21 protein-coding genes and 1 other annotated feature are annotated in these 17,044 nt (G+C 48.1%); of the genes, 1 reads left to right on the top strand and 20 read right to left on the bottom strand.

The features are described from left to right. Window positions 1–124: 124 nt before the first annotated feature. The 18 genes from EIM92_RS07205 to EIM92_RS07120 all read right to left on the bottom strand — a co-directional run bounded on the left by EIM92_RS07205 (window position 125) and on the right by EIM92_RS07120 (window position 14,328). A complete protein-coding gene (locus EIM92_RS07205) occupies window positions 125–724 on the bottom strand; it encodes a class I SAM-dependent methyltransferase (protein WP_125082101.1) in 600 nt (199 codons plus the stop codon). A gap of 185 nt (window positions 725–909) precedes the next feature. Continuing rightward, complete coding sequence (gene rplL / locus EIM92_RS07200; RefSeq protein WP_125082100.1) at window positions 910–1,275, bottom strand: 50S ribosomal protein L7/L12; 366 nt, start codon at window positions 1,273–1,275, stop codon at window positions 910–912. 72 nt (window positions 1,276–1,347) lie between these two features. After that, on the bottom strand, window positions 1,348–1,857 hold the full coding sequence (gene rplJ, locus EIM92_RS07195) for a 50S ribosomal protein L10 (protein ID WP_125082099.1): 510 nt from the start codon (window positions 1,855–1,857) through the stop codon (window positions 1,348–1,350). Window positions 1,858–1,993: 136 nt separating this feature from the next. Continuing rightward, window positions 1,994–2,148, bottom strand: a sequence feature (ribosomal protein L10 leader region). Window positions 2,149–2,224: 76 nt separating this feature from the next. After that, window positions 2,225–2,917, bottom strand: a complete 693-nt coding sequence (gene rplA, locus EIM92_RS07190) for a 50S ribosomal protein L1 (RefSeq protein ID WP_125082098.1) — start codon at window positions 2,915–2,917, stop codon at window positions 2,225–2,227. A gap of 231 nt (window positions 2,918–3,148) precedes the next feature. Continuing rightward, window positions 3,149–3,574 carry a 50S ribosomal protein L11 gene (gene rplK / locus EIM92_RS07185; RefSeq protein ID WP_125082097.1) on the bottom strand — a complete coding sequence of 142 codons (426 nt, stop codon included), beginning with the start codon at window positions 3,572–3,574 and terminating at the stop codon, window positions 3,149–3,151. 70 nt (window positions 3,575–3,644) lie between these two features. Beyond that, window positions 3,645–4,178, bottom strand: coding sequence for a transcription termination/antitermination protein NusG (gene nusG / locus EIM92_RS07180; RefSeq protein ID WP_125082096.1), 534 nt, complete (start codon window positions 4,176–4,178; stop codon window positions 3,645–3,647). A gap of 23 nt (window positions 4,179–4,201) precedes the next feature. Next, entirely contained in the window at window positions 4,202–4,393 is a 192-nt protein-coding gene (gene secE / locus EIM92_RS07175; protein ID WP_055105057.1) for a preprotein translocase subunit SecE, read from the bottom strand. Between the two features lie 21 nt (window positions 4,394–4,414). Further along, the gene (gene rpmG, locus EIM92_RS07170) at window positions 4,415–4,564 is read right to left on the bottom strand and encodes a 50S ribosomal protein L33 (protein WP_071784256.1); all 150 of its coding nucleotides are present in this window, start codon (window positions 4,562–4,564) and stop codon (window positions 4,415–4,417) included. A 369-nt stretch (window positions 4,565–4,933) separates the two neighbouring features. Next, window positions 4,934–5,587 carry an RNA polymerase sporulation sigma factor SigH gene (gene sigH / locus EIM92_RS07165; protein ID WP_425464175.1) on the bottom strand — a complete coding sequence of 218 codons (654 nt, stop codon included), beginning with the start codon at window positions 5,585–5,587 and terminating at the stop codon, window positions 4,934–4,936. 158 nt (window positions 5,588–5,745) lie between these two features. Further along, window positions 5,746–6,267 carry an NYN domain-containing protein gene (locus EIM92_RS07160; RefSeq protein ID WP_125082095.1) on the bottom strand — a complete coding sequence of 174 codons (522 nt, stop codon included), beginning with the start codon at window positions 6,265–6,267 and terminating at the stop codon, window positions 5,746–5,748. Between the two features lie 8 nt (window positions 6,268–6,275). Beyond that, window positions 6,276–7,028, bottom strand: a complete 753-nt coding sequence (gene rlmB, locus EIM92_RS07155; protein ID WP_125082094.1) for a 23S rRNA (guanosine(2251)-2'-O)-methyltransferase RlmB — start codon at window positions 7,026–7,028, stop codon at window positions 6,276–6,278. 64 nt (window positions 7,029–7,092) lie between these two features. Next, window positions 7,093–7,539, bottom strand: a complete 447-nt coding sequence (locus EIM92_RS07150; protein ID WP_125085050.1) for a Mini-ribonuclease 3 — start codon at window positions 7,537–7,539, stop codon at window positions 7,093–7,095. Between the two features lie 137 nt (window positions 7,540–7,676). Further along, window positions 7,677–9,080 carry a cysteine--tRNA ligase gene (cysS, locus tag EIM92_RS07145; protein WP_125082093.1) on the bottom strand — a complete coding sequence of 468 codons (1,404 nt, stop codon included), beginning with the start codon at window positions 9,078–9,080 and terminating at the stop codon, window positions 7,677–7,679. A 31-nt stretch (window positions 9,081–9,111) separates the two neighbouring features. Then, window positions 9,112–9,774, bottom strand: a complete 663-nt coding sequence (gene cysE, locus EIM92_RS07140) for a serine O-acetyltransferase (protein ID WP_125085049.1) — start codon at window positions 9,772–9,774, stop codon at window positions 9,112–9,114. A 684-nt stretch (window positions 9,775–10,458) separates the two neighbouring features. Further along, a complete protein-coding gene (gene gltX / locus EIM92_RS07135; RefSeq protein WP_125082092.1) occupies window positions 10,459–11,919 on the bottom strand; it encodes a glutamate--tRNA ligase in 1,461 nt (486 codons plus the stop codon). 51 nt (window positions 11,920–11,970) lie between these two features. Further along, entirely contained in the window at window positions 11,971–12,459 is a 489-nt protein-coding gene (gene ispF, locus EIM92_RS07130) for a 2-C-methyl-D-erythritol 2,4-cyclodiphosphate synthase (protein WP_125082091.1), read from the bottom strand. Then, a complete protein-coding gene (gene ispD, locus EIM92_RS07125) occupies window positions 12,456–13,175 on the bottom strand; it encodes a 2-C-methyl-D-erythritol 4-phosphate cytidylyltransferase (protein WP_281279664.1) in 720 nt (239 codons plus the stop codon). The genes ispF and ispD overlap by 4 nt, the downstream gene beginning before the upstream one ends. Before the next feature lie 64 nt (window positions 13,176–13,239). Continuing rightward, entirely contained in the window at window positions 13,240–14,328 is a 1,089-nt protein-coding gene (locus EIM92_RS07120) for a PIN/TRAM domain-containing protein (RefSeq protein WP_125082090.1), read from the bottom strand. 295 nt (window positions 14,329–14,623) lie between these two features. On the opposite strand from EIM92_RS07120, the gene EIM92_RS07115 reads away from it, so the two are divergent. Next, window positions 14,624–15,019 carry a nucleoside triphosphate pyrophosphohydrolase family protein gene (locus EIM92_RS07115; protein WP_125082089.1) on the top strand — a complete coding sequence of 132 codons (396 nt, stop codon included), beginning with the start codon at window positions 14,624–14,626 and terminating at the stop codon, window positions 15,017–15,019. A gap of 132 nt (window positions 15,020–15,151) precedes the next feature. On the opposite strand, the gene pssA is transcribed toward EIM92_RS07115, so the two are convergent. Continuing rightward, window positions 15,152–15,880 carry a CDP-diacylglycerol--serine O-phosphatidyltransferase gene (gene pssA / locus EIM92_RS07110; protein WP_125082088.1) on the bottom strand — a complete coding sequence of 243 codons (729 nt, stop codon included), beginning with the start codon at window positions 15,878–15,880 and terminating at the stop codon, window positions 15,152–15,154. Between the two features lie 86 nt (window positions 15,881–15,966). Further along, the gene (disA, locus tag EIM92_RS07105) at window positions 15,967–17,043 is read right to left on the bottom strand and encodes a DNA integrity scanning diadenylate cyclase DisA (protein ID WP_125082087.1); all 1,077 of its coding nucleotides are present in this window, start codon (window positions 17,041–17,043) and stop codon (window positions 15,967–15,969) included. Window position 17,044: the final 1 nt, after the last annotated feature.

Here is a 17,044-nt window from a genome sequence, read left to right as displayed (position 1 = left end):
TGACATTTCAGCAAACTAAAGTCACATAGGGCATCCTAATACTGACATTTTATAATAATATCACAACCGACATTGCGAGTCAACCTTTTTTTATTTTAAAACAGTGATGCTAGATGAACGCGCATCATTTTGTCGCCCGATACACTCTGTATCCCTTATCCTTCGTCATTTCATCCACCTGCCCAAACAATGCTTCCAGCTTCTGCTTAGCTGAAGGCGCTCCCTGTTTCTTCTGAATTACAATCCACAAAGCACCACCATCCCGCAGACGATCATAAGCTCCTTCAAATATGGCATGAACGGTTTCCTTACCAGCACGAATAGGCGGGTTAGTTAAAATAACATCAAATTGCCGTTCCCCTAAGGCTGTAAACAGATCACTTTCCAAGATTGTAACATTGGCTACTTTATTGTTACTTGCATTCTCCTGCGCCAGCTCTATCGCCCGGCGGTTGACATCAATCATCGTCACGTGGCCGCCGCGACTGGCAAGTCGAGCCGCCGTAAGCCCAATCGGGCCATAGCCGCATCCGACATCGAGTACCTGTGCATCCTCCGGAATATTCATCACTTCGATCAACACCCTGCTTCCGTAATCTACGCCACCTTTCGCGAAGACTCCGGCATCACTGACGAAACGGAACTTGTGTGCACGCAGTTGGGTATCCCACACCTTACGGTCATGAGCAATAGATGGTTGATTGGTATAATAGTGATCTGCCATCTTGGCTACCTCCACATATTTTTCCTTTTTCAGCTATATATCGATTATTCTTTTATTCCAGCAAATTAGTTACTTCTGCATTTCTTCATTACTATAATTTGCTCAGTTCACAAGAAAAAAACAAAACACTTAAAAACAACCCCCTTGAACTTGGTTCAAGGGGGTTGTCACAGAAGAGCGGAGAACTATTTCAGTTCTACAGCTGCACCTGCTTCTTCCAATTTTGCTTTTACTGCTTCTGCTTCTTCTTTGCCCACTTTTTCTTTCAGTGGTTTTGGAGCGTTGTCTACAAGTTCTTTTGCTTCTTTCAAGCCAAGACCTGTAATTTCGCGAACGATTTTGATCACGTTGATTTTGGATGCGCCTGCGCTAGTCAAGACTACATCAAATTCGGATTGCTCAGCAGCTTCAGCACCGCCGCCGCCACCGCCAGCTACAACAACCGGAGCTGCTGCAGTTACGCCGAATTCTTCTTCGATTGCTTTAACCAAGTCGTTCAGTTCAAGAACGGACATACCTTTAATCGCTTCTAAAATTGTTTCTTTGCTCATGGTAGAACCTCCATTTTATAATTGATAAGAGTTTTAAATTCATTCAGAAAACTTACTGCATCTAAAGCAAGCTTACGCGCTTGCGCTCTCTTCTTCTTTCTCTGCAACGGCTTTGACTGCCAGCGCAAAGTTGCGAACTGGAGCTTGTAGCACGCTGAGAAGCATCGAAAGGAGACCTTCGCGGGAAGGAAGATCCGCGAGCGCTTTGATTTGGTCAACACCAACTACACGGCCTTCAACCACGCCACCTTTTACCTTAAGCGCGTCGTATTTCTTCGCGAACTCGCTGATGATTTTAGCCGGAGCTACTGCATCGTCAGCACTGAACGCGATTGCTGTAGGACCAGTCAACACTTCGTCCAGTTCAGTAAGTTCTGCAGCCGCAGTTGCGCGGCGAACGAGCGTATTCTTCAATACTTGGAATTCCACGCCAGCTTCTCGAAGCTGTTTACGCAGTTCCGTAACTTGAGTAACGTTAAGTCCGCGGTAATCCGCAACAACGGTCGTTGCGCTCTCGCGAAGCTTAGCCGTAACCACGTCAACGGCTTCCTGCTTTGCTTGAATCACTTTTGCGTTTGCCAAACTGTACACCTCCTGATAGATATGCTGGGCACTAGCCGGATCCAGTCCGTCTAACGTCCCCCTCCGAAGCGAATTTCAACCTCGCTCTAGAAAGACTTTTAAAGAACCAGCCATTAAGATAATCTCAATCGCCATTTAGTTCATTAAAAAAGCCTCCGTAGAATCACGAAGGCCTGATGAATCATCATCCGCAGGTCATCCTGCAGCATGCTGACGTTCTATCATAACACCTCGGTAGGAAATTAAGCCTTGCGGGGCACCTACTGTCTACGGTAAGCATATTCAAATTTAATTATCAAAACAACTTTTTCAGTATACCAAGGGAATGATTATATGTCAAACCCTGTCCACGAATCGCGGAGTGGTATTATCTGTATGCAGCTGCGTTTACGCGAGCACTTGGTCCCATCGTGGAAGAAACCGCAATGTTCTTCAAGTAAACACCCTTGGAAGCAGCCGGTTTAGCCCGGTTCAATGCGTCGATGAGAGCTTGAAGGTTCTCATTCAATTGCTCGGCACTAAAAGATACCTTGCCGATTGGCGCATGAATTTGGCCTGCTTTATCCAAACGGTATTCAATTTTACCCGCTTTGATTTCTTGAACCGCTTTGGCTACGTCAAACGTAACCGTGCCGGCTTTAGGGTTAGGCATAAGGCCTTTACCACCGAGCAAGCGCCCCAATTTACCAACTTCACTCATCATGTCTGGTGTCGCTACGCAGACGTCGAAATCGAACCAGCCTTGTTGAATTTTGTTGATCATGTCTTGATCGCCAACGAAGTCCGCTCCAGCAGCTTCCGCTTCTTTCGCTTTCTCACCTTTGGCAAATACCAATACGCGTTGCGTTTTACCCGTACCGTGAGGCAGGACAACGATACCGCGAACGGCTTGGTCTTGTTTACGAGGGTCTACACCCAAACGAACCGCTACTTCGACAGTTTCGTCGAACTTCGCGCTTGCAGCCTTTTTCACCAGTTCTACGGCTTCTGCAGGCTCATATGTCGCTTCGCTGTCAATCAGCTTAGCAGCTTCAAGGTATTTCTTACCATGTTTAGCCATGAAATTATTCCTCCTAATGTGGTGTTAGCGGAAATTCCTCCCACTGGAGATGAAAATGCATATTAACCAATCTGTAATATATATTCTCATCCAAGAATGGAATTTATAAATGGATATACCTATTTACAAAACTCCATTCAGTCTTTGACAAACAAGTTGCCAAAGGCTAACTCATTCATCAAAGGCAACTTCTCTTGCATACGCAAATCCGTTGCTTGACCGTCCCAAGAATTAGTCTTGGATCGCGATCCCCATACTGCGAGCAGTACCTTCGACCATACGCATAGCCGCCTCAACAGAAGCTGCGTTCAGGTCTTGCATTTTTTGCTCCGCAATTTGACGAACTGCGTCGCGTTTCACGGTAGCTACTTTGTTCTTATTCGGTTCACCGGAGCCCTTCTCAATTTTCGCAGCAACGCGAAGTAGAACGGCAGCTGGTGGAGTCTTAGTGATGAAAGTAAAAGAACGGTCTTCAAACACCGAGATTTCAACCGGAATAATCAAACCTGCTTGATCGGCAGTACGTGCGTTAAACTCTTTACAGAATGCCATGATGTTGACACCTGCTTGACCCAGCGCCGGACCTACCGGAGGTGCAGGATTCGCTTTCCCTGCAGGAATTTGCAGTTTTACCATTTTGATAACCTTTTTTGCCATGTAAAACACCTCCTTGCCCTAATAGTGGTAGACGGGAATTTCTCCCCTCCCACATGAAACCTTAAGAAACCTATATTTTCTCCACTTGAGTGTAATCCAGTTCAAGCGGGGTTTCTCGTCCAAACATGTTGACGTGAACCTTCAGCTTACTCTTGTCGACGAGAATTTCTTCAATCGATCCGACAAAATTAGCAAACGGGCCAACTTTGATACGCACGGATTCTTTGACTTCGAAATCGATGACCGGCTTCGGTTCTTCGATACCCATATGCCGCAAAATCTGATCTACCTCTTCAGGCAGAAGCGGAGTTGGTTTCGAGCCTGAGCCTGTCGAGCCAACGAATCCCGTAACTCCTGGTGTATTGCGAACAACATACCAAGAATCGTCGGTCTGGATCATTTCCACCAAGACATAACCGGGGTAAACCTTACGCATGACGGTCTTCTTCTTCCCGTCTTTGTTTACCACTTCTTCTTCCATAGGAACAAGCACACGGAATATCTTGTCTTCCATGCCCATCGACTCAACGCGTTTCTCCAAATTGGCTTTGACCTTGTTCTCATACCCAGAATAGGTATGTACTACATACCATCTTTTCTCCATATCAAGCCACCTAAGGACCCTTCTTAAATTATCGCTTCGATCACAGCGGAGATGCCGATATCAAGTACCCAAAAATAAATCGCGACTACTACAATTGTACCGAGGACAATCATCGTATAATTGGTCAGCTCTTTACGATTAGGCCAGCGAACTTTTTTAAGCTCAGCCCAGCTTTCAGAGAAAAAAGAGAACAACGATTTGAAACTTCGTTTCATACGCGACTACACCTCCAAAGACTATCTGGTTTCGCGATGAGGAACTTGCTCGTTACAAAACTTGCAAAATTTCTTCATCTCCATGCGGTCGGGGTGGTTACGCTTGTTCTTTGTCGTTGTATAGTTTCTTTGTTTGCAATTCGTACAAGCTAACGTAATAATTACCCGCATGATGTGCACCTCCCGAAGACCTTCATCAAATTGAGAAGTCTCTTAATTGAACCTAAACATCCAAAAAACGCAAATTTAGGCCTACCTAAAACACTTTATCATAAGGCCATACCCATGTCAACGAGACTTCGAGCTTCTCTTTAATTTGATTATTAACAGTATAACACATCGTTTTCTAAGATAAACCCTTGTCAGCACTTAGCTCTTAATTAACTCCACATTTCATGGCAGGATGACATTCTTAGATTCACTATATATTTCCATGTGTGCATGTGCAAAAAAACGACTATAGCTATAGTCGTTTTTACACCAACTATTCTATTTAGGATGCCATGTATCCATGATCCCTTGCCTCTCCGACACAAACAATTACATTGCTCCGTCACGCACTTCCAAGTATTTTTCCAGCTTGCGTTTAACCCGTTGCAAAGCGTTATCAATAGACTTAACATGACGATCTAAATCAACGGCAATTTCCTGATAGGAACGTCCATCCAAATACAACATCAACACTTTTCGTTCCAGATCGCTAAGAATCTCCGACATTTTATCTTCCAAACCAACGAATTCTTCCTGATTAATGATCAATTCTTCAGGATCACACACCTGAGAACCACAAATAACATCCAACAACGTCCGATCCGAATCCTCATCATAGATCGGCTTGTCCAAGGATACATACGAATTCAGCGGAATATGCTTCTGCCGAGTTGCCGTCTTAATCGCTGTAATAATCTGCCGTGTTATGCATAACTCAGCGAATGCTTTAAACGATGCAAGCTTATCCCCCCGAAAGTCCCGAATAGCCTTATATAGGCCAATCATCCCTTCCTGGATAATATCCTCCCGGTCAGCGCCAATCAAAAAATAGGATCTGGCCTTTGCACGGACGAAGCTCCGGTACTTGTTAATCAAGTACTCCAGCGCTTCACTGTCACCTTCGCGGACCGCTTCGACAATGTCTTCGTCACTTTGGATCTCATAGTCAAACCTAACCCACGTCTCGAGATTGACACTCACCACAAATCCCTCCGGCTGCAACGCACGGTGCCCCGTCACTTCAGTCAAGTAATACGATCAGTATATATGATGGCGCATATTAGCGTCAACTATAAAGGTACCAAAAGATGTAAAGTCGAACTTTGTCAAGGGCATTTGGAAGGATAGCGTATCCTGTCCTATCATTCCCTGCGCCAACGTTCAAACATCATTCGCACCTCTGGGCTAAGCTTGGCATCAATACTATTTCGACTCGATTTGGAGCTGCGTTCGGCAATTTTCGATTGAATCTCCCTCTCATTCTCCTCGACCTGATTCAGCAATTCTCGCGCTGAAACCCGGAGTGCCCCTTGTCCAAATATCACATGCTGCTCTACAGTATCGCTGGTTGCAACATAGATTTGCCTGCGTCTATGCGTCAGTTCGCGAACCAGACGCTCGATGCACTCATCCGCCGTTTCTTTCTCTTTCGTGAAATGAACCTCGACCTGGCTCTGGTTAAAAGACTTCCCCAAGCCAGGTACGCGATAAGCATCGAATACCACAATTACTCTTCTTCCGGAAAAGGCTTGATGATTGGCCAGCCTTTCCAATAGCCGGTCGCGGGCCTCTTGCATTCCCATCTTTGACAATGCGGCAAGCTCAGGCCATCCGCCAATCATGTTATAGCCATCAACCAGAAGAACGTCGCGCATTTCGCGCATGCTGCCAACTAACCTTCAGCGCGGCGTTTGCGCAGCACTTCGTACATAATAACGCCCGCCGCGACCGAGGCGTTCAAGGAATTAAGCCGACCCGCCATAGGCAGCTTCAGCAATACATCGCATTTCTCGCGAACGAGCCGACCCATCCCCTTGTTCTCATTACCGATCACAATGGCGACAGCACCGGTGAGTACCTGACCGGAATCATACATTTCCTGCTGGGCCTCTACATCCGTGCCAACAATCCAGACACCCGCTTCCTTCAACTGCTCCATCGTTTGAGCCAAATTGGTCACTCTCGTTACAGGCACGTATTCCACGGCTCCGGCTGAAGTCTTCGATACCGTCGCTGTTATGGATGCAGACCGACGCTTAGGGATAATCACCCCGTGTACACCAGTGCATTCTGCAGTACGCAGAATGGAGCCTAAATTGTGCGGATCCTCGATTTCATCCAGAATAAGCAGAAAAGGCGGCTCTCCCCTCTCCTCCGCCTTATTCAGGAGATCTTCAAGCTCTGCATAAGCATAAGGGGCAACCTGAGCCACAACACCCTGATGCTGCAGGCCCGGCGCCATTTGATCCAGCTTGCGCTTATCGACAAATTGCACGATAACCCCGTGTTTTTTAGCCTCAGCGATAATCGGCTGGGTCAAATGCTTTTGAGCACCCTCTGCAATCCAAATTTTATTCATTGTCCGTCCGGCACGCATCGCTTCCAACAGCGAATGCTTTCCACCGATCCATTCTTGATCGTCCATACGATAGCCTCCCGGGGATTTCGAGCAGAAGCGCCCCATTTCCCTATGTTGTTATATAATTTCCTCATTTTTCTTTATCATGTTCCAGCAATTCAAAGCCCTGCAAAATAAGCCCTCGGAGACGATCATGTGCCCCTGTATAGTACAGATAACCAATTAAACTCTCAAAAGCCGTCGCATGACGATATTCGAGCACATTCGCGTTCTTAGGAATCGTTCCTGATTTCGCGTTCCGCCCTTGCCGTACAACGTCCTGCTCCTGCTCCGTAAGCTGCGGCTCAATGAGCCCAAGTATTCTGGACTGCGCCTTAGCAGAAACGAACTTCGTCGCCTGAACATGCAAGTTGTGCGGGCGAAGGTTGGGCCGGGCTATAACATGCTGGCGGACGGCGACCTCAAATACGGCATCTCCAATATAGGCCAGTGCCAGCGGCGGCAGCAGCCTTGCCGGCTTGGACGGCAGCTCCGGGAACCAGAGCGGGGCCGAATCATCGCCAGCCCCCGCTGCCAGGCCGTCTGTGCTTGCCGCATCTAGAGTTGGCCCAGGCGTACCCTGGGGAAGCGATTCTTCCTGCAATTTACGGCACACGTCATCATACACTTCGCGCTTTATATCGCTCACCTTCTCGTTCACCTCTTCGTCTCCGCTCATTTCCGCCGCCATCTCATCCCTTGCGGCGTGTCTTCAAGAATAATGCCTTTACCAACAAGAAGGTCACGAATTTCATCAGCACGCGCCCAATTCTTCGCCTTGCGCGCTTCAGTCCGCTCGGCGATCAAAGCTTCTACCTCGCCATCCAACAGCTCCGTCTCTGCCTCTCTTGCGATACGCAGCACACCGTTCATTTCAGAGAACAGCTCCTGTGCAGCCTCTAGGTCAGCCCGGCCAACGATCGGTCGCTGGAGTAACGAATTCACTTCATTCACCCATTCAAATACCGCGGTAATGGCATCCGGCGTATTAAAGTCATCCTGCATCTTCGCATGAAATATTTCTCCAATTTCGCGCAGCTTCGCTTCCCACTCTGGAGTCACTTGATCAGAACCTGCTGACGCCGTCTGCAAGCGGTGGCGCAAATTGCTCACAGTATTAGCGATGCGCTCCACGCTCCGCTCGGCCTGCTCCATAATTTTCTCCGAGAAATTGAGCGGGTTGCGGTAATGTGTTGACAGCATAAAGTAGCGGATGGCCTCACATTTGTATTCGGCACGCAGATCCTTCACAAGGACACCGTTACCGAGCGATTTCGACATTTTTTCGCCGTCGATGTTAATATAACCATTATGCATCCAATACCTCGCAAGCGGCTTGCCCGTTGCTGCCTCAGATTGGGCAATTTCGCATTCATGGTGCGGGAACTGCAAATCCTGTCCCCCACCGTGAATATCAAGCGTATCGCCAAGCAGTTGGCGTGCCATCGCTGAGCATTCGATATGCCAGCCTGGTCTGCCTTCTCCCCATGGACTTTCCCAATGGATTTCCCCCGGTTTCGCCGCTTTCCAAAGCACAAAATCCTCCGGGTGTTCCTTACGCTCATCGACGTCAATTCGGATGCCGAATTGCAGCTCTGAGATATTTTGGCCGGACAGCTTGCCGTAATCCTGGAACTTTTTCGTTCGAAAGAAAACATCTCCTCCACTAGCGTAAGCAAAGCCCTTTTGCTCCAAATCCTTAATGAAATCAATGATAATCTCCATGCTGTCCGTCACCCGTGGATTAGCTGTTGCCCGAGGTATATCCAATCCATCCAAATCCTCGTAATACGCTTTAATAAACATTTCAGCCACTTCAGGCACGGTGGTGTTCATTTCTTCAGCCTTGCGGATCAGCTTATCATCGACATCCGTGAAGTTAACCACATAGTTGACCTCATAGTTCTGATTCTCCAAATAGCTCCTTACAATGTCAAAAAAGATCATCGGACGCGCATTCCCAATATGAATATAGCCGTATACGGTCGGACCGCACACATAAATGTTAGCCTTTCCCGGCTTCTGGCTGACAAAGGTCTCTTTCATCCGAGTTAGTGTGTTGTATATTTGCAGTGCCATACTCACGTTCCTTTCGCAACTGTTGTTGATATTATTTACTCTCCGTCATCTGCTCCTGACGCAGCTGCTGCCTTAGCTCAGCAATTTCAGCCTGCAGTCCTTCGATCTCAGCCTGCAGCGCCTTCATTGAGTCGATCACTGGATCCGGAAGCTGATGGCTAAGCCGATCAAGCGGCTTCCCGCGCAGTCGTACCACTTTGCCAGGAATTCCGACTACCGTGCTTTGTGGCGGAACCTCCTTCAGCACAACCGAATTAGCCCCGATATTCGACTGGTCTCCTATTTTAAATGAACCGAGAATTTTCGCTCCAGAACCAATAACGACATTGTTACCAATGGTTGGATGACGCTTGCCCTTTTCCTTACCGCTTCCCCCCAGAGTAACTCCCTGATAGATAACCACATCGTCACCTATTTCGCAGGTTTCCCCAATGACTACGCCCATCCCGTGGTCAATGAATAACCGGTTGCCGATCCGCGCTCCCGGATGAATTTCGATCCCCGTAAAAAAACGGCTCGTCTGCGAAATGATTCTGGCGATCGTGAACCACCGCCGTCGATAGAAAGCATGCGCCAACCGGTGGTTCCATATCGCATGCAGCCCGGAATAGGTGAAGATTACCTCGAACCAACTTCTAGCTGCTGGATCGTTATCAAATACGGCTTGAATGTCAGATTTCATCCTCTTGAACATCATGCTTCCCCTCTTTTCTTTCCGGTCTCTCGTTCTATTTATATAAAAATAAAGACGCCCCTGCAGCCTTCGCTGCAGAGACGCCTTAAGCGCGGTTCCACTCTGCTTCGGACGGAAGCCGAACTCCCTCTGCCTTGCCTACAAACAGCAACGGCCTTAAGGCTCCTCCATCCCTCATGGCGTCCTTAACGGGGACGATGCGGCAAAGTCTACCTGCGCGTATGACTGCGCGCTCAACTTCGCTGCTCCCGGGTGCATTTCCGAAGCATGTATTGAGATAACTTCCACCCCAGTGCCGTCATCGGCTCCTCGGTTATCCTCTCTGGACAATACAGTAGTCTTTCGTACTTCTCCCGATCAATGCATTTCAAACTATAAAGGTAATTCAAAAAGACAACTGTTGATCACAATGTAGTCCTAGATGTAATTCGACATCGAATCTTGAATTCACCTGAATTGTTTCCGAAGAAAACATTTCAGGTGCTCACGTAGGTTTTTCCTACGTTGCGCTCCTCAGTCCCTAGCTTCATCCAACCTTCTCGGTACTAAAAACTTATCTTTTTGAATCTTCACTTAAATCTTCATTAAATTCACTCTGTCTATATATTACCCGAAAGCCGCCAAAACTGACAACATTTGATTTGCCTTCTTGTAAAAGGGGGTCTTGAGTTTAACCGTTCCCATCTATGCACTGCGAATTTGCGCCTTAAGCCGATCGATCGTGCGATCTTGGCCAAGCAAATAAATCGTCTGATTCAAATCGCGGCCATGCATCTGGCCCGTCAGTGCGACGCGAATCGGCATGAACAGATTTTTACCCTTATGGCCAGTCTCTTTCTGCACTTCTTTAATTAATGCAGCAATGTTCTCAGCCGTATAATCAGCAAGCGTCTCCACCTTCGCAAGGAATGCACTTAGCACCTCCGGCACCTGCTCTCCGGACAGAACGGCAGCCGCTTCCGCATCCAATTCCAGATGCGTACGGAAGAACAGATCCGACAGCTCCACGATATCCGAGGCCGCGGTCATTTGCTCCTGATACAACGCAACTAGCGATTTGGCCCAAGCCTCCTGCTCTGGCGTAAGCTCAGCCGGCAGACGCGAAGCCTTCTGCAGATGCGGAATAGCAAGCCGGGCAATGTGGTCAGGGGCGGCGTTCTTGATGTAGTGGTTGTTCAAATGAGCTAGCTTATGCTTGTCAAACACCGCTGGGCTGCGGGACAGCCGTTTCGTGTCGAAGATCGAGATTAATTCCTCCTTAGAGAATATCTCTTCCTCGCCCTCCGGCGACCAGCCGAGCAGGGTAATAAAGTTGAACATCGCTTCCGGCAGGTAACCCAGTTCATCATACTGCTCGATGAACTGAATGACCGATTCATCACGCTTGCTCAGCTTCTTATGATTCTCGCCAACGATTAAAGTCATATGGCCGAATACCGGCGGCTCCCAACCAAACGCCTCATAGATCATTAGTTGGCGAGGCGTGTTGGATACGTGATCCTCTCCACGAAGCACGTGGGAGATTTTCATCAAGTGGTCATCAAGCACTACCGCAAAATTATAAGTTGGAATGCCGTCTTTTTTTACAATAACAAAGTCGCCGCTCGTTTCGGATTGAAACGTAATCGGTCCTTTGACCAAATCCTCGAACGTATACGTACGCCCCTCCGGCACACGGAAACGAATGCTTGCCTGACGTCCTTCCGCCTCGAAAGCAGCGCACTGCTCCGGCGTCAAATCACGGTGCTTGCCAGAATAACGCGGCGTCTCTCCGCGGGCAATCTGCTCCTCGCGCTCTTGCTCGAGCTCCTCTTCGGTACAATAACAGCGATAAGCCAATCCTTTGTCAAGGAGCTCCTGCCAGTATTTACGATAAAGATCGAGCCGTTCCGTCTGGCGATAAGGGCCATACTCTCCACCCACGTCGATGCTCTCATCCCAATCGATGCCAAGCCACTTTAAATAAGTTAGCTGGTTCTCTTCTCCACCAGCGACATTGCGCTTCACATCAGTGTCCTCGATCCGAATGATCAGTTTCCCCCCGTGATGTCTCGCAAACAAATAATTGAATAGCGCAGTTCTAGCATTGCCGATATGTAAATGCCCCGTTGGACTCGGAGCATAGCGCACACGAACCTCCGTCATAAGCAATCCCCTCCTGGAATAAATAAGAAAATTCTATCTTCAAAAATGATTTTAAGATGATACCATATCTTTCGTGAGGCATACAACACACAAAGTCGTAATTCCTTCTCCCCGACCGTTGAACCCAAGCTGCTCCGTCGTACTTGCCTTCACATTCACTTGGCTTGGATCTGCCTGGAGCGCCCCGGCAATAACCTCGACCATTTGCGGAATGTACGGAGCCATCTTCGGCCGCTGGGCAATAATGGTCGCGTCCAAATTGCCAAGACGATAGCCGCGCTTCACAGCCATATCCCATACCTGCTGAAGCAGCTTCAAGCTGTCAGCGTCTTTGAACGCCGGATCTGTATCAGGGAAATGACGCCCGATATCCCCAAGCCCCAATGCGCCAAGCACCGCATCCGCTACTGCATGCAGCAGCACGTCGGCATCGGAATGTCCGAGCAGCCCCTTCTCAAATGGGATTGTGACCCCGCCGATAATACAAGGCCTGCCTTCAACGAGCTGATGCACGTCAAACCCTTGTCCAATTCTAATCATGCTTTATTCCCTCCCTTAGCTTCCTTCTTTGCGCGGATATACTCCGCGTAGTCCAAATCGTCGGGCGTAGTTATTTTGATGTTGCTATAAGTCCCCTCCACTACGCGAACCGAGACGCCAAGACGCTCCACGAGCATCGAATCATCCGTACCTACAAATGCGTCCCTTTCAGCCTGCTCATGAGCCTGCATCAGCTCCGAACGGCGAAAAGCCTGCGGTGTCTGAATAGCCCACAGACTGCGGCGATCCGGTGTAGCAGTCACCCAGCCCTGCTCATCCACTTGTTTAACCGTATCCTTCACCGGAACAGCCAGAACAGATGCCCCATATGCTACAGCCGCTTCATAGCAGGATGTCACCTGCTCTTCCGTGACAAAAGGGCGGACGCCGTCATGCACCAGTACCCAAGTTGAGCTCATATGAAGCAGCCCTTGGTATACGGAGTGCTGACGCTCGGCGCCGCCCGGAATGACTTTGATTGGAGTTGTGATCCCGTACTCACCAATCCACGCTCTGACCCGCTCCACATCCTGCTTACCGGTGACCAGCACGATCTCGGTAATTAGAGGATGGCGGTCAAACACCTCTAGCGTGTGAATGAAGATGGGCTTGTTCTGCAGCATGAGATACTGCTTGTTTTCCTTCGTACCCATGCGCGTACCGCGGCCAGCTGCCACAATAACAACTCCCGCGCTGGCGCTGTTAGCTTGTACCACTTTTTTTCCCTACCTCATCCGTTAGAATTGCGTGCTTGACGCAGCTATTCCCATCATAACGCTTTTACTGGGCTTTTTCCAACAGTTTCGGTTTGGCGAAGATCATACGACCAGCTGAAGTCTGAAGTACGCTCGTGACAAGCACCTCGGTAAAGGTACCGATATAATCCCGGCCTCCTTCAACGACGATCATGGTGCCGTCATCCAAATAGGCGACCCCCTGACCATGCTCCTTGCCGTCCTTGATGACCTGAACCATAATCTCTTCTCCCGGCAGTACAACCGGCTTAACGGCATTCGCTAGATCGTTGATGTTAAGTACGGACACGCCTTGCAGCTCGCAAACCTTGTTCAAGTTGAAATCGTTCGTAACAACCTTACCCTGCAGCACCTTAGCCAGCTTGACCAGTTTGCTGTCCACCTCAGAAATCTCCTCAAAATCCCCTTCGTAAATCATCACTTTGACATCAAGTTCTTTCTGGATTTTATTCAAAATATCTAGTCCCCGTCTCCCGCGATTGCGTTTAAGCAAATCCGATGAGTCCGCAATATGCTGTAGCTCCTCCAGTACGAACTCCGGAATGACGATCGTCCCTTCAATAAAGCCCGTCTTGCAAATATCAGCAATCCGTCCATCAATAATGACGCTCGTATCAAGAATCTTATGCTCCTCCAGCTTGCGTTCTTCCCCTTGGCCAGCGCTTCCCCATTTTCCCGATTTCCAGAACGAGGACAGCTCTTCCTTCTTCGCCAGCCCCACTCTCAGCCCCATGTAGCCTAATAAGGCCGATATCGCGAACTGTGCAAAGCTCTCCATAGAACCAAGCAGGGACAAGACAGGGTAGACCATTAAAGAAAGTAGAAGTCCTGCAGTTAAGCCGGCCGCTCCGGCCATCATTTCATTCATAGGTATTTCAGTGATCGCTTCAATCCACCGTCTTATTCTTGCAGATGCGACATCCGCAACAAGGGTGAACATGAATACACAGAGAATAGCCCCAACCGCCGCTAACAGTAGATGCGACAACAGAGGGCTCATCCCGCCAAACCAAGCACGCAACGGCTGTGGAAAAAAGCCGATCAGCCCGTCCATCGTATACCCGAGCCATGCACCGCTCAAAGCAGACATGATCATTAACCATTTTTTTACCATGTCCCTCTTCACCTCCAAATAAAGTATGTTCTTTATCCAGTATGATCCAATTTATGAAGGTGTAATCTTTGATGGCAAAATTTTATTGAGCCACTATTGGGCACTATGGTATGTGTATCCTGTCGCCATTGCTTCGATGATTAGTTCTTCCTTTTGCTACGACACTGTGAAATTTCCAAGTCTATTTCATGGGATTGTTTTGCACAATACCCGCTAATACGGCAATTCCAGCTTGATATCCAGTGAAAATGTGGCATATAATGAACTCAATTCATAATATTTGAGGTGGATGGACATGAGTGCTCAAAGCCTTCAATCTTTTCAAGAACAAGTTTCCGATTTGTTACTCCGTCACCGCAGTCTACTCGACGTCCTGTCTAAGATGGGACAAACTAACGCGTCCGTTGTCCGCTCTGTCACGAAATCTGTGACTGAATGCGGTTGCATTGAGCTTCACGCCACGAAGCAACACTTTGAACCCGGGATCGATTTGCAGCAAGCGAAGGAAACCATTCGCAAGCATGTTCATGGAGAACTGTGCGAGAACTGCCGGGACGCTATTACCAATGAATTAGGGCGTAATCTCTTCTATATGTCAGCACTCTGCAACTTGCTTGAGATCGACATGGATGAAGTGGTCAGACGAGAATCCCAGAAATGCTCTACTCTAGGACTGTTTAATTTGTCATAAATGTCGTTGTGCAGTCGTTGTGCACCCACCTACCCCCTTCCTCTTAGGAGGGCTAGGGCTGTGCCCTTTGGATGAAAATTTAAAAAAGCATGGTTGCCACAATCGGGCAGCCATGCTTTTACTTTTTTTGAATCATCGGTTGTGGTAAGCCTCCTCGGCTTCCTCCTCATCGACTTGCTTGCTGCGGCGGAGCAGCCTGTCGAAATTTTGCTTCAAGCCATAAGCCGCGTAAATCACTAACGGAACAAAGATCATTTTGGATAATTCGTCTGGAAAAAAGACAGCAACTACTACCGCTATCAGCACGACAAGCGGCGCCAAGGCAACACCCTTCTTAGGAAGACCGATCTTCTTAAAATTCGGATACCTTACGGAGCTAACCATCAAGTACGAAACAAGAAGGATCCCAAAAATGAAGTAGGGTGCCGTAATATTTTTATGAAATAATGATAATGTAGCAATAACTCCGCCCGCTGCCGGGATCGGAAGGCCGATGAAATAACCCGGTATTCCCTTCTGCACATTAAACCGGGCCAATCTCAGTGCCCCGCACATGGGGAAAATGGCCGTAACAGCCCAGGCGATTCCAGGATGGATATGGCTAAAAGCAATCGAATACATGAGAAGTGCCGGAGCAACGCCAAATGATATAATATCTGATAAAGAGTCCAGCTCCTTGCCAAATTCACTTTGGGCGTTAAGCGCCCGAGCTACCCGCCCATCCAAACCATCAAGCAGCATGGCAACAATCACCATGATCGCGGACATGCTGTATTTTCCGTCAAATGCAAATATAATCGCCAGCATCCCAAGAAACAAATTCCCCAGGGTGAAAACATTCGGAAGTGATTTTGTAATCATCTCTTCACCTCGTATAATTTTCCAATAATCGTATTATCGGATAATGAACCAAATGACTCTAATTCCCAAACAAGGCTAAGCCTGTTTTAGATTTGTCTATCGATAAAAGCTTGTTCCTGCAGTCGCTTCAATCCTTCTTTAATTGTTCTCGCTCTAACTTCCCCAATGCCGTCTACCTCATCCAATTCGTCGATCGTTGCCATCAGTACCCCTGGAAGCTGCTGAAAACGCTCCACCAAGTTGTGAATGATGACATTAGGCAAACGTGGAATTTTGTTTAACACACGGTAGCCGCGTGGAGAAACTAAATCTTCAGACATTGCGGCAGAGGCTGGATAGCCCAGCAGCTTGGTGATGTGGCTCATCTCAAGGAGCTCATCGTCACTGGAACGCTTCAGACCAAGGATAATTTCACGAATCGCTTCATCGTTATCTTCCTTGGCGTAGTCTTTGTATAGAAGCCATGCTTCTTCCTCCATATTGCTAACCAGCTCTTCCATTTGCATACTGATCAGTCGTCCCTCAGAGCCAAGCTCGTTAATGAAGCGCTTGATCTCCATCTTGATGCGAATGACCATTTCGACGCGCTGAATAACATTAACAACCTCAGGAACGGTTACCAATTCTTCAAATTCGGAAGCCGTTAAATTCGTTAGCGCTTGATTCAAAACAGCTCTGTATTTTTCTAATGTTTGGATCGCTTGATTTGCTTTCGTCAGGATGACCCCGATTTCCTTCAGGGAATAACGGAGAGCACCTTGATACAAAGTAATGATATTTCGGCGCTGAGAAATCGAGACAACCAGCTTGCCCGTCTGCTTCGCTACGCGCTCTGCCGTTCGATGGCGAATTCCTGTTTCTGAGGAGGAAATCGAGGAATCAGGAATAAGCTGCGTGTTTGCATACAGAATTCTCTTAAGATCCTCACTCATAATGATGGCTCCGTCCATCTTAGCAAGCTCGTATAAATAGTTCGGCGAGAAATCACAGTTAATGGAGAAGCCCCCTTCCACCACTTCCATTACTTCCGGGCTATACCCCACTACGATCAAGCCACCGGTCTTGGCCCGAAGGACATTCTCAAGTCCGTCGCGAAAAGCAGTGCCGGGCGCAACGAGCCTGAGCAAATCATTCATTTTCTCCGCATGGGTGTTTTCTTTCATG

The sequence above is a fragment of the Paenibacillus lentus genome, assembly GCF_003931855.1.
Classification (GTDB): Bacteria; Bacillota; Bacilli; order Paenibacillales; family Paenibacillaceae; genus Fontibacillus; species Fontibacillus lentus.
The sequence above is the reverse complement of the archived record's forward strand: the minus strand, read 5'-3'. Positions and strand labels throughout refer to the sequence as shown.

Coding starts and splice junctions, on each gene's coding strand:
- EIM92_RS07205 (WP_125082101.1), bottom strand. CDS start 724: ATGGCAGATCACTATTATACCAATCAACCATCTATTGCTCATGACCGT.
- rplL (WP_125082100.1), bottom strand. CDS start 1,275: ATGAGCAAAGAAACAATTTTAGAAGCGATTAAAGGTATGTCCGTTCTT.
- rplA (WP_125082098.1), bottom strand. CDS start 2,917: ATGGCTAAACATGGTAAGAAATACCTTGAAGCTGCTAAGCTGATTGAC.
- rplK (WP_125082097.1), bottom strand. CDS start 3,574: ATGGCAAAAAAGGTTATCAAAATGGTAAAACTGCAAATTCCTGCAGGG.
- nusG (WP_125082096.1), bottom strand. CDS start 4,178: ATGGAGAAAAGATGGTATGTAGTACATACCTATTCTGGGTATGAGAAC.
- secE (WP_055105057.1), bottom strand. CDS start 4,393: ATGAAACGAAGTTTCAAATCGTTGTTCTCTTTTTTCTCTGAAAGCTGG.
- rpmG (WP_071784256.1), bottom strand. CDS start 4,564: ATGCGGGTAATTATTACGTTAGCTTGTACGAATTGCAAACAAAGAAAC.
- EIM92_RS07160 (WP_125082095.1), bottom strand. CDS start 6,267: ATGCGCGAAATGCGCGACGTTCTTCTGGTTGATGGCTATAACATGATT.
- rlmB (WP_125082094.1), bottom strand. CDS start 7,028: ATGGACGATCAAGAATGGATCGGTGGAAAGCATTCGCTGTTGGAAGCG.
- cysS (WP_125082093.1), bottom strand. CDS start 9,080: ATGGCACTGCAAATATACAACACACTAACTCGGATGAAAGAGACCTTT.
- cysE (WP_125085049.1), bottom strand. CDS start 9,774: ATGTTCAAGAGGATGAAATCTGACATTCAAGCCGTATTTGATAACGAT.
- gltX (WP_125082092.1), bottom strand. CDS start 11,919: ATGACGGAGGTTCGTGTGCGCTATGCTCCGAGTCCAACGGGGCATTTA.
- ispF (WP_125082091.1), bottom strand. CDS start 12,459: ATGATTAGAATTGGACAAGGGTTTGACGTGCATCAGCTCGTTGAAGGC.
- EIM92_RS07120 (WP_125082090.1), bottom strand. CDS start 14,328: ATGGTAAAAAAATGGTTAATGATCATGTCTGCTTTGAGCGGTGCATGG.
- EIM92_RS07115 (WP_125082089.1), top strand. CDS start 14,624: ATGAGTGCTCAAAGCCTTCAATCTTTTCAAGAACAAGTTTCCGATTTG.
- pssA (WP_125082088.1), bottom strand. CDS start 15,880: ATGATTACAAAATCACTTCCGAATGTTTTCACCCTGGGGAATTTGTTT.
- disA (WP_125082087.1), bottom strand. CDS start 17,043: ATGAAAGAAAACACCCATGCGGAGAAAATGAATGATTTGCTCAGGCTC.